General features: G+C 75.4%; 19 protein-coding genes. 9 read left to right on the top strand and 10 right to left on the bottom strand.

Annotated features, from left to right (window positions below):
• Positions 1-321 precede the first annotated feature (321 nt).
• Positions 322-1,527, bottom strand: a complete 1,206-nt coding sequence (locus D459_RS0105225; protein WP_017591946.1) for a PLP-dependent cysteine synthase family protein — start codon at positions 1,525-1,527, stop codon at positions 322-324.
• 260 nt (positions 1,528-1,787) lie between these two features.
• Here D459_RS0105225 and D459_RS0105220 point away from each other — a divergent pair, with 260 nt between their 5' ends.
• The 3 genes from D459_RS0105220 (at position 1,788) to D459_RS0105210 (ending at position 4,229) form a co-directional block, all read left to right on the top strand.
• On the top strand, positions 1,788-2,264 hold the full coding sequence (locus tag D459_RS0105220) for a carboxymuconolactone decarboxylase family protein (protein WP_017591945.1): 477 nt from the start codon (positions 1,788-1,790) through the stop codon (positions 2,262-2,264).
• 95 nt (positions 2,265-2,359) lie between these two features.
• The gene (locus D459_RS0105215; protein ID WP_017591944.1) at positions 2,360-3,283 is read left to right on the top strand and encodes an RNA polymerase sigma-70 factor; all 924 of its coding nucleotides are present in this window, start codon (positions 2,360-2,362) and stop codon (positions 3,281-3,283) included.
• Positions 3,284-3,392: 109 nt separating this feature from the next.
• Positions 3,393-4,229, top strand: a complete 837-nt coding sequence (locus D459_RS0105210; RefSeq protein ID WP_017591943.1) for an SAM-dependent methyltransferase — start codon at positions 3,393-3,395, stop codon at positions 4,227-4,229.
• A 288-nt stretch (positions 4,230-4,517) separates the two neighbouring features.
• Here D459_RS0105210 and D459_RS0105205 read toward each other — a convergent pair whose 3' ends face one another.
• The gene (locus D459_RS0105205; protein ID WP_017591942.1) at positions 4,518-5,714 is read right to left on the bottom strand and encodes a low temperature requirement protein A; all 1,197 of its coding nucleotides are present in this window, start codon (positions 5,712-5,714) and stop codon (positions 4,518-4,520) included.
• 145 nt (positions 5,715-5,859) lie between these two features.
• Here D459_RS0105205 and D459_RS0105200 point away from each other — a divergent pair, with 145 nt between their 5' ends.
• The 3 genes from D459_RS0105200 to D459_RS0105185 all read left to right on the top strand — a co-directional run bounded on the left by D459_RS0105200 (position 5,860) and on the right by D459_RS0105185 (position 9,392).
• Positions 5,860-7,569 carry a RelA/SpoT family protein gene (locus D459_RS0105200; protein WP_017591941.1) on the top strand — a complete coding sequence of 570 codons (1,710 nt, stop codon included), beginning with the start codon at positions 5,860-5,862 and terminating at the stop codon, positions 7,567-7,569.
• Between the two features lie 498 nt (positions 7,570-8,067).
• Positions 8,068-8,649, top strand: coding sequence for a helix-turn-helix domain-containing protein (locus D459_RS0105190; protein WP_017591939.1), 582 nt, complete (start codon positions 8,068-8,070; stop codon positions 8,647-8,649).
• Positions 8,650-8,855: 206 nt separating this feature from the next.
• Positions 8,856-9,392, top strand: a complete 537-nt coding sequence (locus D459_RS0105185) for a dihydrofolate reductase family protein (RefSeq protein ID WP_017591938.1) — start codon at positions 8,856-8,858, stop codon at positions 9,390-9,392.
• A gap of 108 nt (positions 9,393-9,500) precedes the next feature.
• Here D459_RS0105185 and D459_RS0105180 read toward each other — a convergent pair whose 3' ends face one another.
• The 6 genes from D459_RS0105180 to D459_RS0105155 all read right to left on the bottom strand — a co-directional run bounded on the left by D459_RS0105180 (position 9,501) and on the right by D459_RS0105155 (position 13,804).
• On the bottom strand, positions 9,501-10,646 hold the full coding sequence (locus tag D459_RS0105180; protein ID WP_017591937.1) for an RNA polymerase sigma factor: 1,146 nt from the start codon (positions 10,644-10,646) through the stop codon (positions 9,501-9,503).
• A 10-nt stretch (positions 10,647-10,656) separates the two neighbouring features.
• Positions 10,657-11,064, bottom strand: coding sequence for a YciI family protein (locus D459_RS0105175; RefSeq protein WP_017591936.1), 408 nt, complete (start codon positions 11,062-11,064; stop codon positions 10,657-10,659).
• Between the two features lie 49 nt (positions 11,065-11,113).
• Positions 11,114-11,611 (bottom strand): pyridoxamine 5'-phosphate oxidase family protein, encoded by a 498-nt coding sequence (locus D459_RS0105170; RefSeq protein WP_017591935.1) that lies wholly within the window; start codon positions 11,609-11,611, stop codon positions 11,114-11,116.
• A gap of 405 nt (positions 11,612-12,016) precedes the next feature.
• Positions 12,017-12,520: a nucleoside deaminase gene (locus D459_RS0105165; protein ID WP_017591934.1), complete on the bottom strand. Its 504-nt coding sequence runs from the start codon at positions 12,518-12,520 to the stop codon at positions 12,017-12,019.
• A gap of 107 nt (positions 12,521-12,627) precedes the next feature.
• Positions 12,628-13,098, bottom strand: coding sequence for a cyanase (gene cynS / locus D459_RS0105160; RefSeq protein WP_017591933.1), 471 nt, complete (start codon positions 13,096-13,098; stop codon positions 12,628-12,630).
• Between the two features lie 109 nt (positions 13,099-13,207).
• Positions 13,208-13,804: a carbonic anhydrase gene (locus D459_RS0105155; RefSeq protein WP_026120070.1), complete on the bottom strand. Its 597-nt coding sequence runs from the start codon at positions 13,802-13,804 to the stop codon at positions 13,208-13,210.
• A gap of 121 nt (positions 13,805-13,925) precedes the next feature.
• On the opposite strand from D459_RS0105155, the gene cynR reads away from it, so the two are divergent.
• Together cynR and D459_RS0105145 are read left to right on the top strand one after the other, a co-directional pair.
• On the top strand, positions 13,926-14,828 hold the full coding sequence (cynR, locus tag D459_RS0105150) for a transcriptional regulator CynR (RefSeq protein ID WP_017591931.1): 903 nt from the start codon (positions 13,926-13,928) through the stop codon (positions 14,826-14,828).
• Between the two features lie 473 nt (positions 14,829-15,301).
• On the top strand, positions 15,302-16,519 hold the full coding sequence (locus tag D459_RS0105145; RefSeq protein ID WP_017591930.1) for an amidohydrolase family protein: 1,218 nt from the start codon (positions 15,302-15,304) through the stop codon (positions 16,517-16,519).
• Between the two features lie 208 nt (positions 16,520-16,727).
• Here D459_RS0105145 and D459_RS0105140 read toward each other — a convergent pair whose 3' ends face one another.
• Entirely contained in the window at positions 16,728-17,282 is a 555-nt protein-coding gene (locus D459_RS0105140; RefSeq protein ID WP_017591929.1) for a hypothetical protein, read from the bottom strand.
• A gap of 226 nt (positions 17,283-17,508) precedes the next feature.
• Positions 17,509-18,162, bottom strand: coding sequence for a TetR/AcrR family transcriptional regulator (locus D459_RS0105135; RefSeq protein WP_017591928.1), 654 nt, complete (start codon positions 18,160-18,162; stop codon positions 17,509-17,511).
• An 85-nt stretch (positions 18,163-18,247) separates the two neighbouring features.
• Between D459_RS0105135 and D459_RS37315 the strand changes: the two genes are divergently transcribed.
• Positions 18,248-19,762, top strand: coding sequence for a serine hydrolase domain-containing protein (locus tag D459_RS37315; RefSeq protein ID WP_017591927.1), 1,515 nt, complete (start codon positions 18,248-18,250; stop codon positions 19,760-19,762).
• Positions 19,763-19,783 lie beyond the last annotated feature (21 nt).

Here is a 19,783-nt window from a genome sequence, read left to right as displayed (position 1 = left end):
TCGACGCCAACGGCATCGTCAACGTGACCGCGAAGGACCTGGGCACCGGCAAGGAGCAGTCGGCCACCGCCGGGAACCGGCCGCCGGACTCCATGAAGGAGGAGGCCCGGGCAGGGTACGAGCTGGAACCGTCGGAGAGCGGCGCCGGCGGGGAATGACCCGGACGGAGGCCCGGTGGTCCTCTGCTTCGACGGCGCGTATGAGCGCTACCGGTACCGGAGCGGCCGGAGGCCGGGGAGCGGAGGCTCCGGAGCCTCGCAGAGCCGGCCGTGCGGCCCACGCCGCCCGCCCCGGCTGCGAGGCCGGGGCGGGCGGCGGCGCTCAGGCCTGGCGGGCCGCCGGGACCGGGGCCGGCTCCGGTTCGTTCCAGCGGCCGGTGGACAGGAAGTCCTCCAGGGCCTTGGTGTAGGGCGCCAGGTTCAGCTTGAGCTCCTTCTCCACCCAGGCGTCGTCGTAGTAGTTGTGCATGTAGCGCTCGCCCTGGTCGCACATGAGCATGACCACGCTGCCCTGCTCCCCGTCGGAGAGCATCTCGGCGACGATGCGCAGCGCGCCCCACAGGTTGGTGCCGGTGGAGGGGCCGGCGCGGTGGCGGAGGCGGGACAGGAGCAGGCGCATGGCCGCGATCGAGGCGGCGTCGGGCACCGCGATCATCCGGTCCACGACCGCGGGCAGGAACGAGGGCTCGACCGAGGGGCGGCCGATCCCCTCGATGTGCGACGGCTTCCCCTTGATCCAGGTCGAGGGGTCCTTGGGCCAGCGGCTCTTGGGCCGGCCCTCGTTGGCCGTCCAGTTGGGGAAGAACGCCGAGTTCTCCGGGTCGACCACGCACACCCGGGTGTCGCGGCGGCTGAACCGGATGTGCCGGCCGATGGTCGCGCCGGTGCCTCCGGTGCCCGCGCCCACCACGATCCACTTGGGGTCGGGGTGGCGCTCCTCGGCGAGCTGGCGGAAGACCGTCGCCGCCACGTTGTGGTCGTCCCGGTAGTCGTAGGCGCGCTCGGCGTAGGTGAACTGGTCCATGAAGTGGCCCTTGGCGGCCTCCGCCAGCTCGGCGGCCTTCTTCTCGATGTCGCCGTCGGGGCCGGGGTTCACCACCTCGCCGCCGTGCGCCTTGATCAGCTCGACCTTCTCCCGGCTGGTGCTGGCCGGCACCACGGCGGTGAACTTCAGGCCGAGGAGCTGAGCGAAGTAGGCCTCGGAGACCGCCGTGGAGCCGCTGGAGGCCTCGAAGACGTGGGTGTCCGGCTCGATCCACCCGGTGCACAGCGCGTGCAGGAACAGGGCGCGCGCCATCCGGTGCTTCAGGCTGCCGGAGGGGTGCACCGACTCGTCCTTGACGTAGAGGTCGATGCCCCAGTCGCGGGGGAGCGGGAACTGGAAGACGTGGGTGTCGGCCGACCGGGTGGCGTCGGCGTGCAGCAGCCGGACCGCCTCCTTCACCCAGGCCCGCTTGCGTCCGTCGTAGTGGTCGACGATCCGGGTGGTGGCGGCGGCCGTGCCGTGTTCGCTCTGTGTCGCGGTCATACGGCCGTGGCTACCCCGGCGCCGCTCACCGGAGACCGGCCCGCGCGGAAAACCCCGCCGGGGCGTGCGGGTACGTCCTGGTTCGCGGTTTTGCTCCGCTGCGGCGCGGGGGGTTTCGGTCTTTTCCTATGCCCTGTTCGGGAGGGGCTGCCGCCCGCCGGACGTGCGGGGAGACGCGGGTCACACCCGCCCGTGTCACAGGGGGCCGGGCCGCCTCGTCACAAGTGGTGAGAGCAACCGACGAGGAGCAAGGAGCGACCATGGAAGCGCGACTCGACTACTTCACCACCCCGACCGCGGGCCGGATCGCCAAGCACATCATGGCCGCGGGCAAGGCGGTCAAGGAATCGCCGCTGTCCGCCACGGTGCGGGAGCTGGTGGCGCTGCGGGTCAGCCAGATCAACGCCTGCGCCGTCTGCGTCGACATGCACACCAAGGAGGCCGCCGCCGCCGGCGAGAGCGCCGTCCGGCTGAACCTGGTCGCCACCTGGCGGGAGGCCACCGTCTTCACCGACGCCGAGCGGGCCGCGCTGGAACTGGCCGAGGAGGGCACCCGGATCGCGGACGCGGCCGGCGGAGTGGACGACGAGGTCTGGGAGCGCGCGGCCAAGCACTACGCCGAGGAGGAGCTCGTCGCCCTGGTGGCCCTGGTGTCCTTCATGAACACGGTGAACCGGATGAACGTCATCACCCGGCAGCCGGCCGGCTCCTACGAGGTCGGGCAGTTCCAGCACTGAGCGGTGCTGCGGGCAGGCCCGGGGCCCGCGCGGGCGGCCCCGGGCCCGCCCCGGGTAGGAACGGCCTGGAGCACATCCCGGGAAAGGGGAGCGGAGTGGACAAGGTCGAGGAGTTCGAGGAGCTGCGGCCGCTGCTGTTCTCCATCGCCTACCGGATCCTGGGCAGCGTCGCCGAGGCCGAGGACGCCGTCCAGGAGACCTGGCTGCGCTTCGACCGGTCGGAGACCGCCCCCGACTCGGTCAAGGCCTTCCTGTCGACCGCGGTGACCCGGATCTCGATCGACGTGCTGCGCTCCGCGCGGGTGCGGCGGGAGGAGTACGTCGGCCCCTGGTTCCCCGAGCCGCTGCTGAGCGACCCCTACCAGGACCCGGCGCGCTCGGCCGAGCTGGCCGACTCGGTGTCGATGGCGGCGCTGCTGCTGCTGGAGCGGCTCAGCCCGCTGGAGCGGGCGGTCTTCCTGCTGCGGGAGGTGTTCGGCTTCGGCTACGGGGAGGTCGCCGCCGCGGTGGGCCGCTCGGAGGCGGGCTGCCGGCAGCTGCTGGTGCGGGCGCGGCGGCACATGGAGGCCGGGCGGCCCCGGTTCGAGGCGGACCGCCGCGAGCAGCGCAGGCTGGCGGCCCGGTTCTTCGGCGCCCTGCACGACGGCGACGTGGACGGGCTGCAGGACCTGCTCGCCGCCGACGTGCAGCTGGTCGGGGACAGCGGCGGCAAGGCCCCGCAGCTGCCCAGGACCGTCGTGGGCGCGGAGAAGGTGGCCCGGGTGCTGGGCGGGTTCTTCCCCCGGGTGCTCGGGATGGGCATCGCCATCGAGGAGCGCGAGATCAACGGCCAGCCCGGCGCGCTCTTCCGGGACCGGGACGGCAAGGTGCTGCACGTCGTGGTCCTCGACGTGCTCGACGGAAGGATCCAGACCGTCCGCGGGGTGAACAACCCCGACAAGCTCGGCCACCTCGGCCCGATCGCCGACGCCTGGGCCCTGGAGCGGGAGGCCAAGCGGGCGCGCCGGCGGGTGCGGTGACCCCCCGGGGGCCGCGCGGCCGGTGCGCCCGGCGCCCGGCTCCCCCTACAGTGGCGGTGATCCGGGGCACACCGCCCCGGCCCCACCCCCCACACGGAAACGGGCCCCCATGACCCAGACGCCCCCGCCGCAGCCGGGCATCCCCGACGGCATCGACACCACCGTGCCCAGCCCCGCCCGGCTCTACGACTACTACCTGGGCGGCAAGAACAACTACGCGGTCGACCGGGAGATGGGCGACCGGATCATGCAGGCCCTGCCGGAGACCCGGCAGAGCGCCGTGGCCAACCGGATGTTCCTGGTCCGGGCCGTGGAACACCTCTGCGAGCAGGGCATCGACCAGTTCGTGGACATCGGGTCGGGCCTGCCCACCCAGGACCCGGTGCACGAGGTGGCGCGCCGCCGCCACCCGCGCGCCCGGGTCGTCTACGTCGACCACGACCCCGCGGTGCGGGTGCACGCCGAGGCGCTGCTGGCCGACGACCCCGAGCTGACCGGCGTGGTCCAGGCCGACATGCTGGACCCCGAGTCGATCTACACCCACCCGGAGCTGGTCTCCCGGATCGACCTGGACCGGCCGGTGGGGCTGCTGATGCTCGCCGTCCTGCACTTCGTCACCGACGACAAGGAGCCGCGCGCGCTGATCCGCCGCCACTTGGGCTTCCTGGCTCCCGGCTCGCACCTGGCGATCACCCACGCCGAGTCGGACACCCACCCGGAGCGGGCCGACTTCGCCGGCAAGGCCTACCGCTCCACCAGCGGGAACCTGCGGGTCCGCACCCAGGAGGAGATCAAGGCGCTCTTCGCCGACGTCGCACCGGTGCCGCCCGGGGTGGTGCACCTGGCCGACTGGCGCCCGCGCGCCGACCAGCCGCACTACACCTCCGAGCAGGTCTCCGGGCTGGGCGGTGTGGCCCGTTGGGAGGGGCCGTCCGGGCAGGGCTGAAGTGGGGCCGGCCGCACTGTGAGCAGGTCTTTTCGGGCGGTGTGGCCCGTTGGGAGGGGCCGTCCGGGCAGGGCTGAAGTGGGGCCGGCCGCACTGTGAGCAGGTCTTTTCGGGCGGTGTGGCCCGTTGGGAGGGGCCGTCCGGGCAGGGCTGAAGTGGGGCCGGCCGCACTGTGAGCAGGTCTTTTCGGGCGGTGTGGCCCGCTGGGAGGGGCCGTCTGGGCAGGGCTGAACCCGGGCGGGGCCGAAACGGGGGCCGGGACGGCCCCGCCCCGGCGGGCGGGTCCGCTCAGCCGCGGGCCGGGGCGCCCGCCGGGCCGCCGCCGGCCGCCCGGGAGCGTGCGGTGAGGACCGCCAGCGACGCCATCACCAGCAGCACCGGCAGGGTGGCGGCGGCCACCGGCAGCGGGCCGGGCCAGAGCAGCGCCGCCGCGCCGATCGCGGCGAGCAGCGCGGCGGCGACCAGCCGGGAGCGGGCGATCCGGCCGAACCGGGAGCGCAGGAACAGCAGGTTGCCCGCCAGGTAGACGAGCGGGCCGCCGACCGTCACCAGCACGACCGCCGGGGTGAGGTGGTCGTGGGTGAGGCGCAGCTCCATGGAGACCGCGACCAGGATCGCGCCGAAGACCATCAGGGCGTGTGCGTAGGCGAACGCGAACCGCAGCGCCCCCGTCCCGCCCTCGCCCCCGGTGACGTCGTGGCCGGCCAGCGCGAAGTAGTTCCACCACAGCACGGTCAGCGCCGCGAACCCCAGCACCAGGGCGAGCAGCACCCCGGCGTCGGCCGCCCCCTCCTCGGCCAGGGCGCCGCCCATCAGCAGGATCGACTCGCCCAGGGCGATGATGAAGACCAGCCGGTTCCGCTCGGCGAGGTGCCCGGGGTCGGTGTCCCAGTGCTCCATCGGCGCACTGACCAGCCCCGGGATCCGGAAGTTCAGCAGCGGCGCCGCGTAGTCGACGGCCACCGCCGCCAGCCACACCCACGGGCGCACCTCCGGCGGCAGCAGCGCGCCGGCGATCCAGAGCACCCCGGCCAGCGCCGACCAGGCCAGCAGCGCGGTGTAGTTCGCGGCCGTCGTCCGGCCCCGGAAGGCGGCGATCATGAAGAGCGGCCGCACCACCCCCATGAACACGAAGCACCCGGCGAAGAGCAGCCCGGAGTCGCCGAAGGCGTAGGGGATGGCCACCGCCATGCCCAGCGAGGCCAGCATCAGCACCGCGTTGAGCAGCTGGACCAGGGTGTTGGACGGGTTCAGCCAGTTCATCGCCCAGGCGGTGTAGTTCCACCCCCACCACACGGCGGCGAAGACGATCGCGGTCTGCGCGAAGCCCTGCCAGCTGAGGTGGTCGATGAGCAGGTGCGAGAGCTGGATGACGGCGAAGACGTAGACCAGGTCGAAGAAGAGCTCGACCGGCCCGACCTCGGAGCGGCGGTCCGGGTGGCGGGCGATGCCCCGCCAAGGGGGTGCGGTGGAGTCGGCGGCCATGCGCCCATGATGGTGCTCCGCGGGCGCGAAAGCACCGGTCAGGGGGCGTGTCGTGGAGAACGGGCGGCCCTTCGTCCGGGGCGGCCGGGGCCCGTCCTTCGGGATCGGTCCCACCCGGGTCGGGGGCCGGGAGTAGCATCGGCCCATGGCGAGCACCGATCTGACCGCGTCGTCGGAGTGGTGGCGCGGGCTCAACGCCGCCTTCGCGGCCCGGGGCCCCGCCGACCCCGAAGCCCGACGGCTGGTGGCCGAGCACCTGCGCTGGTACCCCCGGGCCGATGCGGCGCTGCTCGGACGCGCCTACTCGGTGGCGGAGTACCTCCACCGCGAGCAGCGGCGCAAGAGCGGCGAGCCCTACATCACCCACCCGCTGGCGGTGGCGATGATCCTGGCCGAGATGGGCCTGGACACCGCCACCCTGGTCGCCGCGCTGCTGCACGACACCGTGGAGGACACCCCGTTCAGCCTCCCGCACCTGGGCGCGGAGTTCGGCCCCGAGGTGGCGGTGATGGTCGACGGGGTGACCAAGGTGGACAAGGTCGAGTACGGCGAGGCCGCCAAGGGCGAGACCATCCGCAAGATGGTCCTGGGCGCCCGCGAGGACCTGCGGGTGCTGCTGATCAAGCTCGCCGACCGACTGCACAACCTGCGCACCCTGCAGTTCCAGCCCCCGCACAAGCGGATCCGCATCTCCGAGGAGACCCGGCACCTGCTCATCCCGCTGGCCGAGCGGCTGGGCGTCTACCGGATCAAGCGGGAGCTGGAGGACCTGTGCTTCGCCTACCTGGAGCCGGAGGCGCACGAGGCGGCCAGGGCCCGGGTGGAGAAGGTCCGCTACGAGGGCGAGGAACTGGGCGGGGTGCACACGGTCCGGCGCAACCTGCGCGACGCGCTGTCGGAGTTCCGGGTCCGCGCCGACGTGGAGGTGCGCGACCGCCACCTGTACTCGGTGCACACCTCCGGGTTCGGCGAGCGGATCGCCCCGCTGGACACCGTGCGCTTCCTGGTGGTGGTCCGCCAGGAGTCCGACGCCTACCTCGCGCTGGGGGCGGTGCACCGGCGCTGGCAGCCCCAGCGCAGCAGGTTCCGCGACTTCATCGCGGTGCCCAAGTTCAACCTGTACAAGGCGCTGCACACCAGCGTGCACACCGGGTCCGGGCCGATGCAGGTCATCATCTGCGACACCCACTCCCAGCTGGTGTCGGACCTGGGCATCGTGGCCGAGATCCGGCAGGGGACCGGGCGGGACGGCCGGCTGACCCGGGAGCGCACCACCGACCCCGACTGGCTGACCCGGCTGCTCGGCTGGCAGGACCGGGCCGATGCCCAGGAGCTGCTCCGCGGCATGCGCACCGACCTGGTCGGCAGCATCACCGTGGTGACCACCGACGGCCGGGTGCTCACCCTGCCCGAGCACTCCACCCCGGTGGACGCGGCCTACGCCCTGGGGCCCGACGTGGGCAACCGGTTCTCCGCGGCGATGATCGCCGGGCGGTTCGTCCCGCCCTCGCACGCGCTGCGCGACGGCGACACCGTGCAGGTCATCACCAAGGCCTTCGCCGGCCCGGACGAGGCGTGGCTGGAGTCGGCCAAGACCGGCGAGGCGCGGATGGGCATCACCACCTGGCACCGGGAGCGCCGGCGCGAGGAGGACGAGGAGGCCGGCCGCTCGCTGCTGGCCGGGATCATCGGGCTCGGCCCGCTGATCGACGCCGAGGCGTCCGGGGAGATGACCGGTGTCGCCCGCGCGGCGGGCCACATCGACCTGGAGGACCTGTACGTGGCCCTGGGCCGCGGCGACGGCGAGATCGGCCCCGACTGGGTCGCCGACCGGCTCCGCGGCCAGCGGGCCTAGACCGGGAACCCGCCCCAGGGCGATGATCTCGACGCTGCGGGGGCAGAGTGCTCTGGCACCCCCGCAGCGTCGAGATCATCGGGCAGAGGCGGAGGAGGGCCGCCCGGTTCCGCTCAGCCGATGTGCTCGCAGGCCACGATCAGCAGCAGGCCGATGACGATCAGCGCGAAGTCGGTCGGCCAGGAGGAGAACTTCCCGGAGGAGTCGCGTGCCATGGGTGCTCCTGTGGTCGGTGCGGGATCGTGCCGCCATGCTGGGGCCCGGGAGGGCCGGTCAGTGACCGATTCCGTACACGGCGGGGGTGGCCCGGCGCACACGGCCGGCCGCCGGTGACCGCGCCGGGCGGCCGGTGGAGTCCTCCGGTGCGGCCCGGTTCCGCCCGGATCCCGGGAAGCGGGGAGGCGGCCGGCGCCCGTTAGTAAATGAACGTTGATTTACAAACGGGGGAGAGGCCGCTAGGCTGCCGACCGGACCTTCCCGGAGGCGTAGGAGGAGCACGTGGCCAGACCCCGCACCACCAGCGACGAGGCGATCCTGGGCGCCGCCGCCCGGGTCGTCGGGCGGCGCGGCCCGGCCGGCCTGACGCTCGCCGCGGTGGCCGAGGAGGCCCGCCTGGCCCCCGCGACGCTCATCCAGAGGTTCGGCTCCAAGCGGGGGCTGCTGCTCTCCCTGGCCCGGCGGGGCGAGGCGGAGACCGCCGCGGCGTTCGAGCGCACCCGCGCCGGGCACGGCTCGCCGCTGGCCGCGCTGCACGCCGCGACGGCCGCCCTGGCCTCAGGGGTGCGGACCCCCGAGGAGATGGCGGGCAACCTCGGCTTCCTCCAGCTGGACCTCACCGACCCGGAGTTCCGCGCCTGCGCCGCCGCCCAGGCGGCGCGGATGCGCGCGGAGCTCGCCGCGCTGCTCGGCGAGGCCGCAGCGGCCGGCGAGCTCGCCCCCGGGACCGACGCGGAGGACCTGGCCCGCACCGTGCAGGTCGCCTACAACGGGGCCCTGCTGCTGTGGGCGGTGGAGGGCGGCGGGGACGGCGCCCCGCTCCGCGCCGAACTCGACCGCGTCCTGCGGCCCCACCGCACCTGACCTGTACGACACCCCGCCGCCCGCCGGCACCGGAAGGACCCGCCCGCCCGTCCCGGCCAGCGGCCGGGGCCCCGGAGCGCCGGCCGGCCGATCCTTCCCGGCCGCCCGGGCGGCGGGCCCGTGACCGCCGCACCCGGCCGCCCCCAGGTCCTTCCGGCCCTGCGGGCGGCCGGGAGCGGACTCTTGAGAACGAGGTAGGGAGACCCATGGCGTCCGAGCGCCCCTTCACCGCATCCGTCTACATCGCCACCAGCCTCGACGGGTTCATCGCCCGCCCCGGCGGCGACCTCGACTGGCTCACCGCCCACGACGCCGGGGAGGCCGGCTACGAGGAGTTCATGGCCCGCGTCGACACCGTGGTCATGGGCCGCGCCACCTACGAGACCCTCGTCGGGTTCGGCCCGGAGGCCTGGCCCTATGCGGGCAAGCGGGTCGCGGTGCTGAGCACCCGCATGGCCGAGGACGCCGACGAGCGGGTCGGCGTCCACCGCGACCTCGACGGCCTGGTGGCCGACCTCGCCGCGCGCGGCACCGAGCGCGTCTACGCCGACGGCGGGCAGGTGGTCCAGGCGTTCCTGAGGGCCGGCCTGGTCGAGGACGTCACGATCACCCGGGTCCCCGTCCTCATCGGCACCGGCATCCCGCTCTTCGGGCCGCTGGAGGCCGACGTCGAGCTCACCCACGTCTCCACGAGGGTGCTCGGCGCCGGCTGCACCCAGTCCGTCTACACCGTCGGCCGCTGACGGAGGGGCGCCCCGGCCCGGCGGCCCGGGTCCTCCGGCGGCCGGGGCCGTGTCCGCGGCGCGGCCTCCGCCGGCGGGCCGCCGGGAGCGAGGCGGGGAGCCCGGCGCTCACCGGCGCGGCGACCGCCGCACCCGCGCCGCCTCGCGGACGAGGTGGTCGCGCTCCGGCACGCTGGCGGCCGCGCGGGACGCCTCGGCGTACAGCTCGGCGGCCCGCTCCAGGTCGCCGGCGCGCTCCAGGAGGTGGGCGCGGGCCGCGGCGTAGCGGGGCAGGGCGGGATCCACCCCCTCCAGCGCCGCCAGGCCGGCCTGCGGCCCGTCGGCCTCGCCGACCGCGACCGCGCGGTTGAGCCGCACCACCGGGCTGCCGGTGAGGCGCAGCAGTTCGTCGTACCACTCCGTGATCTGCACCCAGTCGGTCTCCTCGGCGCTGGGGGCGTCCGCGTGCAGCGCGGCGATCGCCGCCTGCGCCTGGTACTCGCCCAGCCGGTCCCGGGCCAGCGCCGCCTGCAGCACCGCCACCCCCTCGGTGATGAGGCCGGTGTCCCAGCGGGACCGGTCCTGCTCGCCGAGCGGCACCAGCCGGCCGCCCGGGCCGGTGCGGGACGCGCGGCGGGCGTGGTGCAGCAGCATGAGCGCGAGCAGGCCCGCCGCCTCGGGGTCGCCGGTGGCGCCGGCCAGCCGGCGGGTCAGCCGGATCGCCTCGGCCGCCAGGTCCACGTCCCCGCCGTAGCCCTCGTTGAAGACGAGGTAGAGGACGCGCAGCACCGTCGCCGGATCGCCGGGCCGGTCCAGCGGCAGCCCCGCGATGCGCCGCTTGGCCCGGCTGATCCGCTGCGCCATGGTCGCCTCGGGCACGAGGTAGGCCGCCGCGATCTGCCGCGTGGTCAGGCCGCCGACCGCGCGCAGCGTCAGCGCGGCGGCCGAGGCGGGGGAGAGCGACGGGTGCGCGCACAGGAAGTAGAGCCACAGCGAGTCGTCCGCGCCCGGCACCGGGCCGGCCGGCGGCTCGGCCGCCGCGGCGGCCTCCCGCCCGCGCCGCGCCGCCTCGGCCCGGGCGGCGTCGAGGAACCTGCGCCAGGCGGCCGCGACCAGCCAGGCCTTCGCGTCGCGCGGCGGATCCTCCGGCCAGGTCCGCACCGCGCCGGCCAGGGCCTCCTGCACGGCGTCCTCGGCCGAGGCGAAGTCGGCCCCGCGCCGCACCAGCACGCCGATCACCGCGGGCACCAGCTCCCGCAGCAGCGCCTCGTTCACGGCGCCCCGCTCACTCGGCCGCCGCGGACGCCGGGGCGAGGAACGGCCGCACCTCGAGCCACTCCTGGACCGGCCTCCCGCCCGCCCCGGGCGCCGCGGACAGCTCGGCGGCCAGTTCCAGCGCGCGCTCGTAGGTCTCGACGTCGATCACCATCCAGCCGGCGATCAGGTCCTTGGTCTCGGCGAACGGGCCGTCGGTGACCGGCGGGCGTCCCTCGCCGCCGGAGCGGACGAACACGCCCTCCGGGGAGAGCGCCTGGCTGTCGACGAACTCGCCGGCGGCCTCGAGCCGCGCGGCGAAGTCCCGCATGTACTGCATGTGGGCCGAGACCTCCTCCGGGGTCCACCGGTCCATCGGCGCGTCGTTGACGGACGCGGGCGCGCCCCGGTAGTGCTTGAGCAGCAGGTATTTGGCCATGGTCCTCTCCTCGGACTCTTCTCGGCGGGCTGTTCCGGTCGCGCCGGTCTCAGGCGCGGGTGCGCTCGTCCCGCCGGCGGATCAGCTCCTCGACCGCGGTGGGCAGGGTCGTCTCGAAGTCGATGAGCTTGGCCCAGGTCGGGGTGATGACGATCCGCACCATGGTGTCGTAGAGCGAGCGGACCTCGGCCTCCCACTCCGCCCGCTGCTCGGGCGTCATCTCGTAGCTGCCGTTCATCTGCAGGTACTCGTCCGGGATGCCGTCGACGACGTCCAGCTCGGCGCGTCCGCGGATGAGCAGGATCTTGGGCGGGTGGACCTCGGTGTCGATGGTCAGGGCGACCTCCGGGTTCCGGCGCAGCGAGGCCGTTTTCGGGGCGTTCTCCGTGGTGCACAGGACGATCTCGGAGCCGTTCCAGGTGAACGCGATCGGGATGCAGCGCGGAGTGCCGTCCGCGGCGACGTAGGCCAGGCGGGTCACGTCGCGGGCCAGCAGCTCCCGGCTGTGCGGTCGGTTCAGGACCTCGGTGATCTCGGTCGGCTGCATGGTGATCGCTCCTTCGGCGGTGTCCTCGGGCGGCCCGTCCGCGGCCGCCTCTGCCCCTGGGACGGAGCCGGCCCGGTGTTCTCGACACCGGCGGCCGCGGATTCCCGGATTCTTCTCCGGGACCGGCCGCCGGGCCGGCCCGGCGGCCGGTCCCGGAGAAGCCGCGCGGGGCGCCCGGCGGCGCGCGGTGCCGCTGCCGTCGGACGCCGCCGACGGGCCCCGCCGGGGTGTTCCGGCCCGCGACCGGTACGGCGTCCCCTTCACCAGTACCCGGCCGCCGGGGAGGTTACGGCCCGCGGGCCCTCCGGATTCCGGTGGCGGACCGGCCGCCCCCGGGAACGGGCGAGGGGCGGCGCCGGGCCCTGTTCGCCGGCCCGGCACCGCCCCCGCGGGGTCCGCCGGGACTCAGCCCTCGGCGGTCGGGGCGCCGGCGACGCGGCGCTCGCCGCCGTTGCGGCGCTGCCAGAGCCGGTAGACCTCCACCGCGTCCTCCTCCGGCCGGTGGCGCATGGGCAGCCGGCGGTCGGCGGGGTCCTTGGCGAACTCGGCGTAGAAGGTGCTCAGCTCGAAGTACTTCCGGTCGTCGACGTAGTGCGGCTCGTAGGCGTCCCGGGTGGTGAGGAAGACGACCTCGTCGGGCGAGCAGTAGTAGAGCGCGCCCAGGCACATCGGGCAGGGGTGGGCCAGCACGTAGACGGTGGCGCCGGTGAGGTGCTCGGTGCCCAGCCGGGTGCAGGCCTCGCGGACCGCGATGACCTCGGCGTGCGCGGTGGGGTCGCCGGTCTGCGCGACGAGGTTGGGGCTTTCTGCGACGACCTCGCCGTCCTTGACGATGACGGTCGCGAACGGGCGGCCGCCCTCCTCGACGTTGCGCCGGGCGAGTTCGATGGTGCGTCGGGCGAAGTCCACGGGGTTCCTCCGGATATGGCGAAGACGGAAAGGGGGCGGGCGGGGGAGCGGGCCCCGCCCGCCCGGGGCGGCTTCGGCCCGCCGGGAGCGGGCGGGCCGGGGCGGGCTCAGAACGGCTTGGTGGGCAGGTACTTGCCGTCCAGGGTGATCACCGCGCGCTCGCCGCCCTCGGGGTCGGCCACCTTCTCGACGTCGAGCCGGAAGTCGATGGCGCTGATGATGCCGTCGCCGAACTGCTCGTGCACCAGCGCCTTGAGGGTGGTGCCGTAGACCTGGAGCATCTCGTAGAACCGGTAGATCGTCGGGTCGGTGGGCACCCCGCCCGGGATGGAGCCGCGGGTCGGGATGGTCTGCAGCAGCATCACCGCGTCCTCGCCGAGTCCCAGCAGCTCGGCGACGCCGCGGGCGGCCTGCTCGGGCAGGGCGTGCTGGCCGAGCACGGCCGCGGTGGTGAAGGCGGTGGACAGGCCGGCGGCCTCGGCGATCCGCTCCCAGGTGAGGTCCTTGCGGATCTTGGCCTCGACCGCGTCGGCGGCGAGGGCCTCGCGGGCGGTCGGTTCGAACTGGGCGTGCGGCATGGTGCTTCTCCTTCTTCTCTGCTTCTTCTCTGCGCTGCTTCTCGGTCTCCGCCGCCGCGCGGGCGCGGGGCGGCGGTCGTGCGGGGCCGGGCCGCGGGGTCAGGCGGAGTCAGGCGGCCGGGACCGGGCGGGCGGCGGCGCCGACCTCCTGCACGGAGCCGGTGCCGATGTCGAAGACCCAGCCGTGCAGCCGCACCGTCCCCCGGGCCAGGGCCCCGGCCACGCTGGGGTGGGTGGCCAGGCGGTCCAGCTGCACCGCGACGTTCTCCCGGACCAGGGCCGCCACGTCGCCGCGGCGGTCGGGCGCGGTGCGGGCCAGGGAGGCGTCGGCGTGCCGCAGCCAGTCGGCGACGGCGGGGGCGCCGGACAGGTCCCGCCCCTCGGCCAGCGCGGCCATCGCGCCGCAGGCGGAGTGCCCGCAGACCACGATGTCGGCGACGCCCAGCACGGAGACGGCGTACTCGATGCTCGCCGCGATGCCGTCCGCGCCCGGGGTGTGCGCGGGGACGAGGTTGCCGGCGGTGCGGACCACGAACAGCTCGCCCGGTTCCTGCTGGGTGATCAGCTCGGGGACGACGCGGGCGTCGGAGCAGCCGATGGAGAGCGTTCCGGGCCGGTGCTCGGAGGCCAGGCGCGAGAACAGCCCGGCCCGCTCCGGGAACACGTCGCGGCGGAAGCGGCTCACCCCTTCGGCGAGATGGTGCACGGTTCTTCCCTTCGGTCGGGGAGTCGGTTCTGAGCGGCGTGAACCACCATGCACGACCAGCTTCTATAGTGTCCAAGACTTGATATTGATCAAAGCGATCGATGCGGTCTATGGTCGGGGCATGGGACCGGAGCTCCGCCATCTGCGCTACCTGCTCGCCGTCGCCGAGCACGCCAACTTCACCCGCGCCGCAGAAGACCTGCACATCTCCCAACCGACCCTGTCCCAGCAGGTCAGGCAGTTGGAGAAGGCACTGGGCGTGCAGCTGCTGGACCGCACCGGGCGCACGGTCCGGCTCACCGACGCCGGCGAGGCCTACGCGCACTACGCCCGCCGGGCCCTGCGCGACCTCGCGGCGGCCGAGCGCGCGGTCCTCGACGTCCAGGACCTCTCCCGGGGGCACCTGCGCCTGGGCATGACGCCGACGTTCACCGTCTACTTCATCGGCCCCCTGGTGGCCGGGTTCCACGCCCGGCACCCCGGCGTCACCTTCGACATCAAGGAGGGCAGCCAGGACCGGATCGAGTCGGCCCTGCTGGACGACCGGCTCGACCTCGGCATCGCGTTCAGCGGCGCGCACGCGCCCGGCCTCGAGGCGTCCCCGCTGTTCACCGAGACGCTCAGCCTGGTGGTCGGCCCCGGACACGCGCACGCCGGCCGCGACCGCCCGCTGCCGGTGGGGGCGGGGGGCGGCCTCCGCCTGGCGCTGCTCAGCGGCGACTTCGCCACCCGGGGACACATCGACGCCTACTTCTCCGAGCACCGGATCCGGCCCGGCATCGCGGTGGAGGCCGACTCGATCACCGCGCTGACCGAGATCGTCCGGCGCGGCCCCCTGGCCACCGTGCTGCCCGACGCGATCGCCCGCGACCACCCGCACCTGCAGCCCATCCCGCTGGACCCGCCGCTGCCCGCGCGCACCGTCACCCTGCTCCGCAGGGACGGCGCCTACACCGGCGCGGCGGCGCGCGCCTTCGCCGCCCTCGCCCGCTCCTCCGGCGCGGACGCCCCCGCCCCGGGCTGACCGCCCCGGACTGGCCGCCCCGGGGTCTCCGGCCGCCTCCCGGATGCGCCGGGCGGCACCGCGGGCGGGCCCGCCGCCGGCGCGGCGCCCCCGCCGGGAATTCGGCGGTGCGGAGGAAGCGGTGCGGCTCGGCCCGGGGCAGAGCACCGCCGGGCCGGATCGGGACGCCCCGGGCCTCCGCGCCCGCCGGGAGACCGGACCGCGGCGGGAGCGCGCCGCCGGACCCGGGGAAAGGCGAGGCCGGGCGGTGGAAGGCAGCGGACGCCCGTATAGGCGGCGCCGATCGCGTCCATCGGCACCGCCTCTTGGACCCGGCGCGGAAAATGCGGCAGAGTCGGTCCGGCCGCTCGGACCGGCCCCGGCCGACACGGGCCGCATCGGCGCCCCGGTGCCCTTCCCGCACGCCGGGCCGCTCCGGCCGGGCGGCCGCAGCGGACCCGTCCCCTCCTCTTCTCGCACGTTGGGAAAGCCCTGTGAAAAGCACCTCCGCGCATCCCGCCGTACTGGCCGACGCCGTCCTGCCCGACGGCAGGCGCGCCGACGTCCACATCGACGGCGGGCGGATCGGCGCGATCCTGGAGGCGGGCACCGGGGCCGGAACGCCCGCGGACGGCGGCGAGCGGATCGACCTGGGCGGGGCGCTGCTGCTCCCGGCGTTCGTCGACGGCCACGCCCACCTGGACAAGACCTTCCTCGGCGCCCCGTGGCGGCCGCACGTGCCCGGCGGGACCATCCGCGAGCGGGTCGAGGCCGAGCTGGAGATCCGCCGCGGCCTCGATGTGCCGGTGGCCGAGCGGGCGCGGGCCCTGGTGCACCGGATGGCGGCCCAGGGCACCGGCCACATCCGCACCCACGCCGACGTCGACCCGCAGTCCGGCCTGGACAACCTGCACGCCCTGGTGGAGCTGCGCGAGCAGGTCCGCGACCTGGTCTCGATGGAGATCGTCGCGTTCCCGCAGAGCGGCGTCACCACGGCGCCCGGCGTCGACCGGCTGCTGGACGAGGCGCTGCGCGAGGGGGCCGACCTGGTCGGCGGCCTCGACCCGCTCGGCTTCGACGGCGACGCCGGCGGGCAGCTGGACACCGTCTTCGGACTCGCCGAGCGGCACGGCGCCGGCGTCGACGTGCACCTGCACGACCCCGGCGAGGCTGGCGCCGGGCAGCTGCGCGACATCGCCGCCCGGACCCGTGCGCTGGGCCTGCAGGGGCGGGTGGCGGTCAGCCACGCCTACTGCCTCGGCGACCTGGACGCGGCGTCGCTGGACCGCACCGCCGCGGCCCTGGCCGGCGCCGGGGTGTCGGTCCTCACCAACGGCCCGGCCGGCCCGATGCCGCCGGTGCTGCGCCTGCGCGAGGCCGGCGTGCGGGTCTTCGCCGGCTCCGACAACATCCGGGACGCCTGGTGGCCCTACGGCACCGGCGACATGCTGGAGCGGGCGACGATCATCGGGCTGCGCCAGGGCCTGATGACCGACGAGGAGCTGCACGTCGCGGCCGCGCTGTCCACCACCGAGGCCGCCGCGGCGCTGGGCCTGGAGGACTACGGGGTCCGCGTCGGCGCCCGCGCCGACCTGGTGGCGGTCGAGGCGTCCGGCGTCCCCGAGGCGGTCGCCGGCCACCCCGGTCGCCGGCTGGTCCTGCACTCCGGCCGCGTGGTCGCCGAGGCCGGCCGCCTCGTCCCCGCCCGGTAGGCCCCCACCGGCCGGTACCGCCGGTGCGGGAGCCCGGCCCGTTCGGCCCCGGCGGCGGGGGCGTCCCGCCGCCGGGACCGCCGGGGTTCTGTTCCGCGCCGGTCGGTACCGGGGCCGACCCGCACCGGCCTTCCGCGCGGACCGGCATCGGGGCCGCCGGTGCGGGAGCCCGGCTCCGGTGGCCGGGCCCTCCGGGACCGGGCCGGGGTCAGAGGGCGGGCCGCTCCAGGCCGAGCGCGCCGAGCACCTGGTCGAGGAGGTCCTCGGAGGCGAACTCGGCGACCCACTCGGCGAACCGGCGGGTGTGCTCGGCCAGGGCCGCCCCGTCGGCGTCGTCCGCGCTGTCGAACGGCGCGAGCCCGAAGGTCCGGTCCAGCCAGGCGAGGTACTCCTGGCGGGCGGGGGCGAGGCGGGTGCGCTCCTCGGGGTCGTCCGACTCCACGCTGAGCAGCCGGAAGAGCTCGCGCAGGTCGCAGGCCTCGATCTGCAGGTCGCCCTCGTCTCCGAAGAAGACGACGGGCAGGGCGGCGAGGTCGGTGCGGTCGTCCCGGCGCCACAGGGCGTAGTAGGAGCCGGAGGACGTCGCGTAGGCGAAGGGGACGAGCCGGTCCAGGTAGGCGTCGGGCGCACCGCCGCAGAACCAGTCCACGTCCCTGCCGTACTCGAACAGCTCGAAGCCGGGCGAGAAGAATCCGCCTTCGAGGCCGTCCTGGAACTCCTTGAGCGCGTTCAGCTCGGGAACGGGGGAGTAGGCGCCGTTCATCGGTCTCCTCGGTCTCCATCGACGGGGGCAGGGGCCATCCCTATCCCAAGGGGCCGACATCGGGTACCCGGAGCGCCGGCCGCGCGGTCCGCGCTGCCCTCCGCCGTGCTCCGCGGCGGCGCCCTCCGCGCTCTCCCGGCCGCTTCCGTCGCCGGAGGCCGCGGGGCGCCCCGGTCCTTCCGGGCGGCGCGCCGGGGCGGTTCGGCCGCAGCCCCGTCCGCGGAGGTCAGGGCCGGGGCGGGCCGGTGTACTGGTGGCATTCGCCGGTGAAGACCGCGGCGAGTTCGGCCTCGATGACCGCGGCGGACAGCTCGGCCGCGCCGGCCGCGCCGGGACCGGTGGAGTCCCGGTAGACCTGCATCGCCAGCCCCTCGGTGACGGCGGTGAGGCGGACCGCGGCGGGCCGGGGGTCCAGGTCCGGGTCGACCTCGCCGCACTCCTTGCCGTTGTGCACGGCCCGGGCGAAGTCCTCGCGCATCCGGCCGGCGGTCTCCGCGTCGACCAGGGCGAGGGCGGGGGCGTCCAGGGCGCGGCCGGCGAACGCCCGGAAGACGCGGAACTCGGTCCGCCGGGTCTCGTCCAGCGGGACGAACTCGGCCATCACCTCGGCCATGACCCGCGCGATGGGCCGCCGGTGCTCGGTCCCGGCCCGGATCCGCTCCTCGGCGCGGCTCCGGATCCGGGCGCTGACCTCCTTGAACGCGTGCAGCAGCATGTCGTCCTTGGTGCGGAAGTAGTGCTGCACCAGCCCCACCGACATGCCCGCGGCGGCGGCCGTGCGGGCGACGGTGACGGCGTCGAGGCCGTGTTCGGAGATGAGCCCGCAGACGGCGGCGGCGATCTGGCGCCGCCGCTCTTCGTGATCGGCGATTCTCGGCACTTGATGACCGTATCAGCATACGGTAAAAACCGTATGGGCATACGGTTATCCGTGCCGCCCTCCGCCACCACCCGAGGAGACCCCCATGCGCACCCGCCTGCGGCGCCTCGCCGCCGTCGCCGCGGCCCTGCCGCTCTTCCTGCTCTCCGGCCCGCCCGCGCCGCCCGCCGAGGCCTCCACCGGGAACGGCCGCTACGCCGAACTCGACGCCTACGTCCGCGACCGGATGCAGGCCACCGGCACCCCCGGCCTCGCCTACGCCGTCGTCGGCCCGGACGGCCCGGTCCACCGGCGGGCCTGGGGCACCGACGGCCGGGGCGGCCCCGTCACCGCCGACACCCCGTTCCTGTGGGGGTCGGTGGCCAAACCGGCCGCCGCGAGCAGCGTGCTGGTCCTCGCCCAGGAAGGGCGGCTCGGCCTGGACGACCCGGTCACCGACCACCTGCCGGACTTCCGGTTCGGCGGCCCCGGGCACGCCTCCCGGGTCACCGTCGGCCACCTGCTCGCCCAGACCGCCGGCCTCCCCGCCTCGGCCACCTTCGCGGTCGCCGACTGCCTCGACCCGGACTGCCCCGGCCCGGCCGAGCGGATCGGCGCACTGGACGACGTGCGCCCGCTCGGCCCGCCCGGCACCGCCTACGCCTACACCAGCGCCAACTACCTGGTCCTGGCCGCGGTGGTCGAGTCGGTCACCGGCCGCCCCTTCGCCGACCACCTCAAGGAGTCCGTCCTGGAGCCGGCGGGCATGACCGGAGCAATCGCCGACCGGGCCTCGGCCGCCGAACGCGGCCTGGCCCCGGGCCACCAGCCGATGTGGGGCGTACCCGCCCCGATCGCCGACGGAATGGACGGCGACGGCGCGGCCTACGGCTACCTCGGCGGGGACCTGGACGACCTGGCCGCCTTCGCCGCCTTCCAGCTCCGCTCCGGCAGGACCGCCGAGGGCGAGGCCGTCCTCACCCCGGAGTCCGTGCGGCTGATGCGCACCGAGGGCGAACTCGACCCCTCCGGCGAGGGCACCGGCTACGGGCTGGGCTGGCGGGTCGGCGGCCTGGACGCGCCGCTGGACGGCGCGGTCTGGCACACCGGGGCCTCACCCGGGTACTCGGCCATGCTGTTCCTGCTGCCCGAGCAGGACACCGCCCTGGTCCTCCAGCAGAACCTGCACGGGCTCATCCAGGACGGCGCGGTGATGGAGGCCGGCTTCGGCGCCGCCAGGATCCTGGCCGGCGGACCGGCGCCCGCCGACGCCCCCTCGGCGGCCGGCTACCACGCGGCGGTGTGGGGCTGCACCGCGCTGGCCGCCGCCCTGGCGCTGGCGGCGGGGCGCTCGGCCCTGCTGCTGCGCCGCCCGGCCCCGGCCGCCTCCCGGGCGCGCCGCGCCGCCGCGGCCGCCCTGCACTGCCTGGCCGGCGCCGTCCCCTGCGCCGCCCTGGCCGCAGCCGCGGCCAAGATGGGCCCGGGCCCGCTGGTGGCCTGGCTCCCCGACACCGCCCTCGCCCTGTGCGCCGCCGCGGCGGCCGGGGCCGCACTCATCGCCGTCGGCCTCCTCCGGGCACTCCGCCCCGGCCCCGGCACGGGACGGGCCGGGGCCCGGTGACCGGGTGGGGGACGGCCGACG

The organism is Nocardiopsis potens DSM 45234, assembly GCF_000341105.1.
GTDB classification, from domain to species: domain Bacteria; phylum Actinomycetota; class Actinomycetes; order Streptosporangiales; family Streptosporangiaceae; genus Nocardiopsis_A; species Nocardiopsis_A potens.
Note: the sequence above shows the minus strand (reverse complement) of the source record. Positions and strands in the feature narration are given on the sequence as shown.

Excerpts from the sequence above, each read along its gene's own strand:
- D459_RS0105225 (WP_017591946.1), bottom strand. The coding sequence starts at position 1,527 with ATGACCGCGACACAGAGCGAACACGGCACGGCCGCCGCCACCACCCGG.
- D459_RS0105220 (WP_017591945.1), top strand. The coding sequence starts at position 1,788 with ATGGAAGCGCGACTCGACTACTTCACCACCCCGACCGCGGGCCGGATC.
- D459_RS0105210 (WP_017591943.1), top strand. The coding sequence starts at position 3,393 with ATGACCCAGACGCCCCCGCCGCAGCCGGGCATCCCCGACGGCATCGAC.
- D459_RS0105205 (WP_017591942.1), bottom strand. The coding sequence starts at position 5,714 with ATGGCCGCCGACTCCACCGCACCCCCTTGGCGGGGCATCGCCCGCCAC.
- D459_RS0105200 (WP_017591941.1), top strand. The coding sequence starts at position 5,860 with ATGGCGAGCACCGATCTGACCGCGTCGTCGGAGTGGTGGCGCGGGCTC.
- D459_RS0105185 (WP_017591938.1), top strand. The coding sequence starts at position 8,856 with ATGGCGTCCGAGCGCCCCTTCACCGCATCCGTCTACATCGCCACCAGC.
- D459_RS0105175 (WP_017591936.1), bottom strand. The coding sequence starts at position 11,064 with ATGGCCAAATACCTGCTGCTCAAGCACTACCGGGGCGCGCCCGCGTCC.
- D459_RS0105170 (WP_017591935.1), bottom strand. The coding sequence starts at position 11,611 with ATGCAGCCGACCGAGATCACCGAGGTCCTGAACCGACCGCACAGCCGG.
- cynS (WP_017591933.1), bottom strand. The coding sequence starts at position 13,098 with ATGCCGCACGCCCAGTTCGAACCGACCGCCCGCGAGGCCCTCGCCGCC.
- cynR (WP_017591931.1), top strand. The coding sequence starts at position 13,926 with ATGGGACCGGAGCTCCGCCATCTGCGCTACCTGCTCGCCGTCGCCGAG.
- D459_RS0105140 (WP_017591929.1), bottom strand. The coding sequence starts at position 17,282 with ATGAACGGCGCCTACTCCCCCGTTCCCGAGCTGAACGCGCTCAAGGAG.
- D459_RS37315 (WP_017591927.1), top strand. The coding sequence starts at position 18,248 with ATGCGCACCCGCCTGCGGCGCCTCGCCGCCGTCGCCGCGGCCCTGCCG.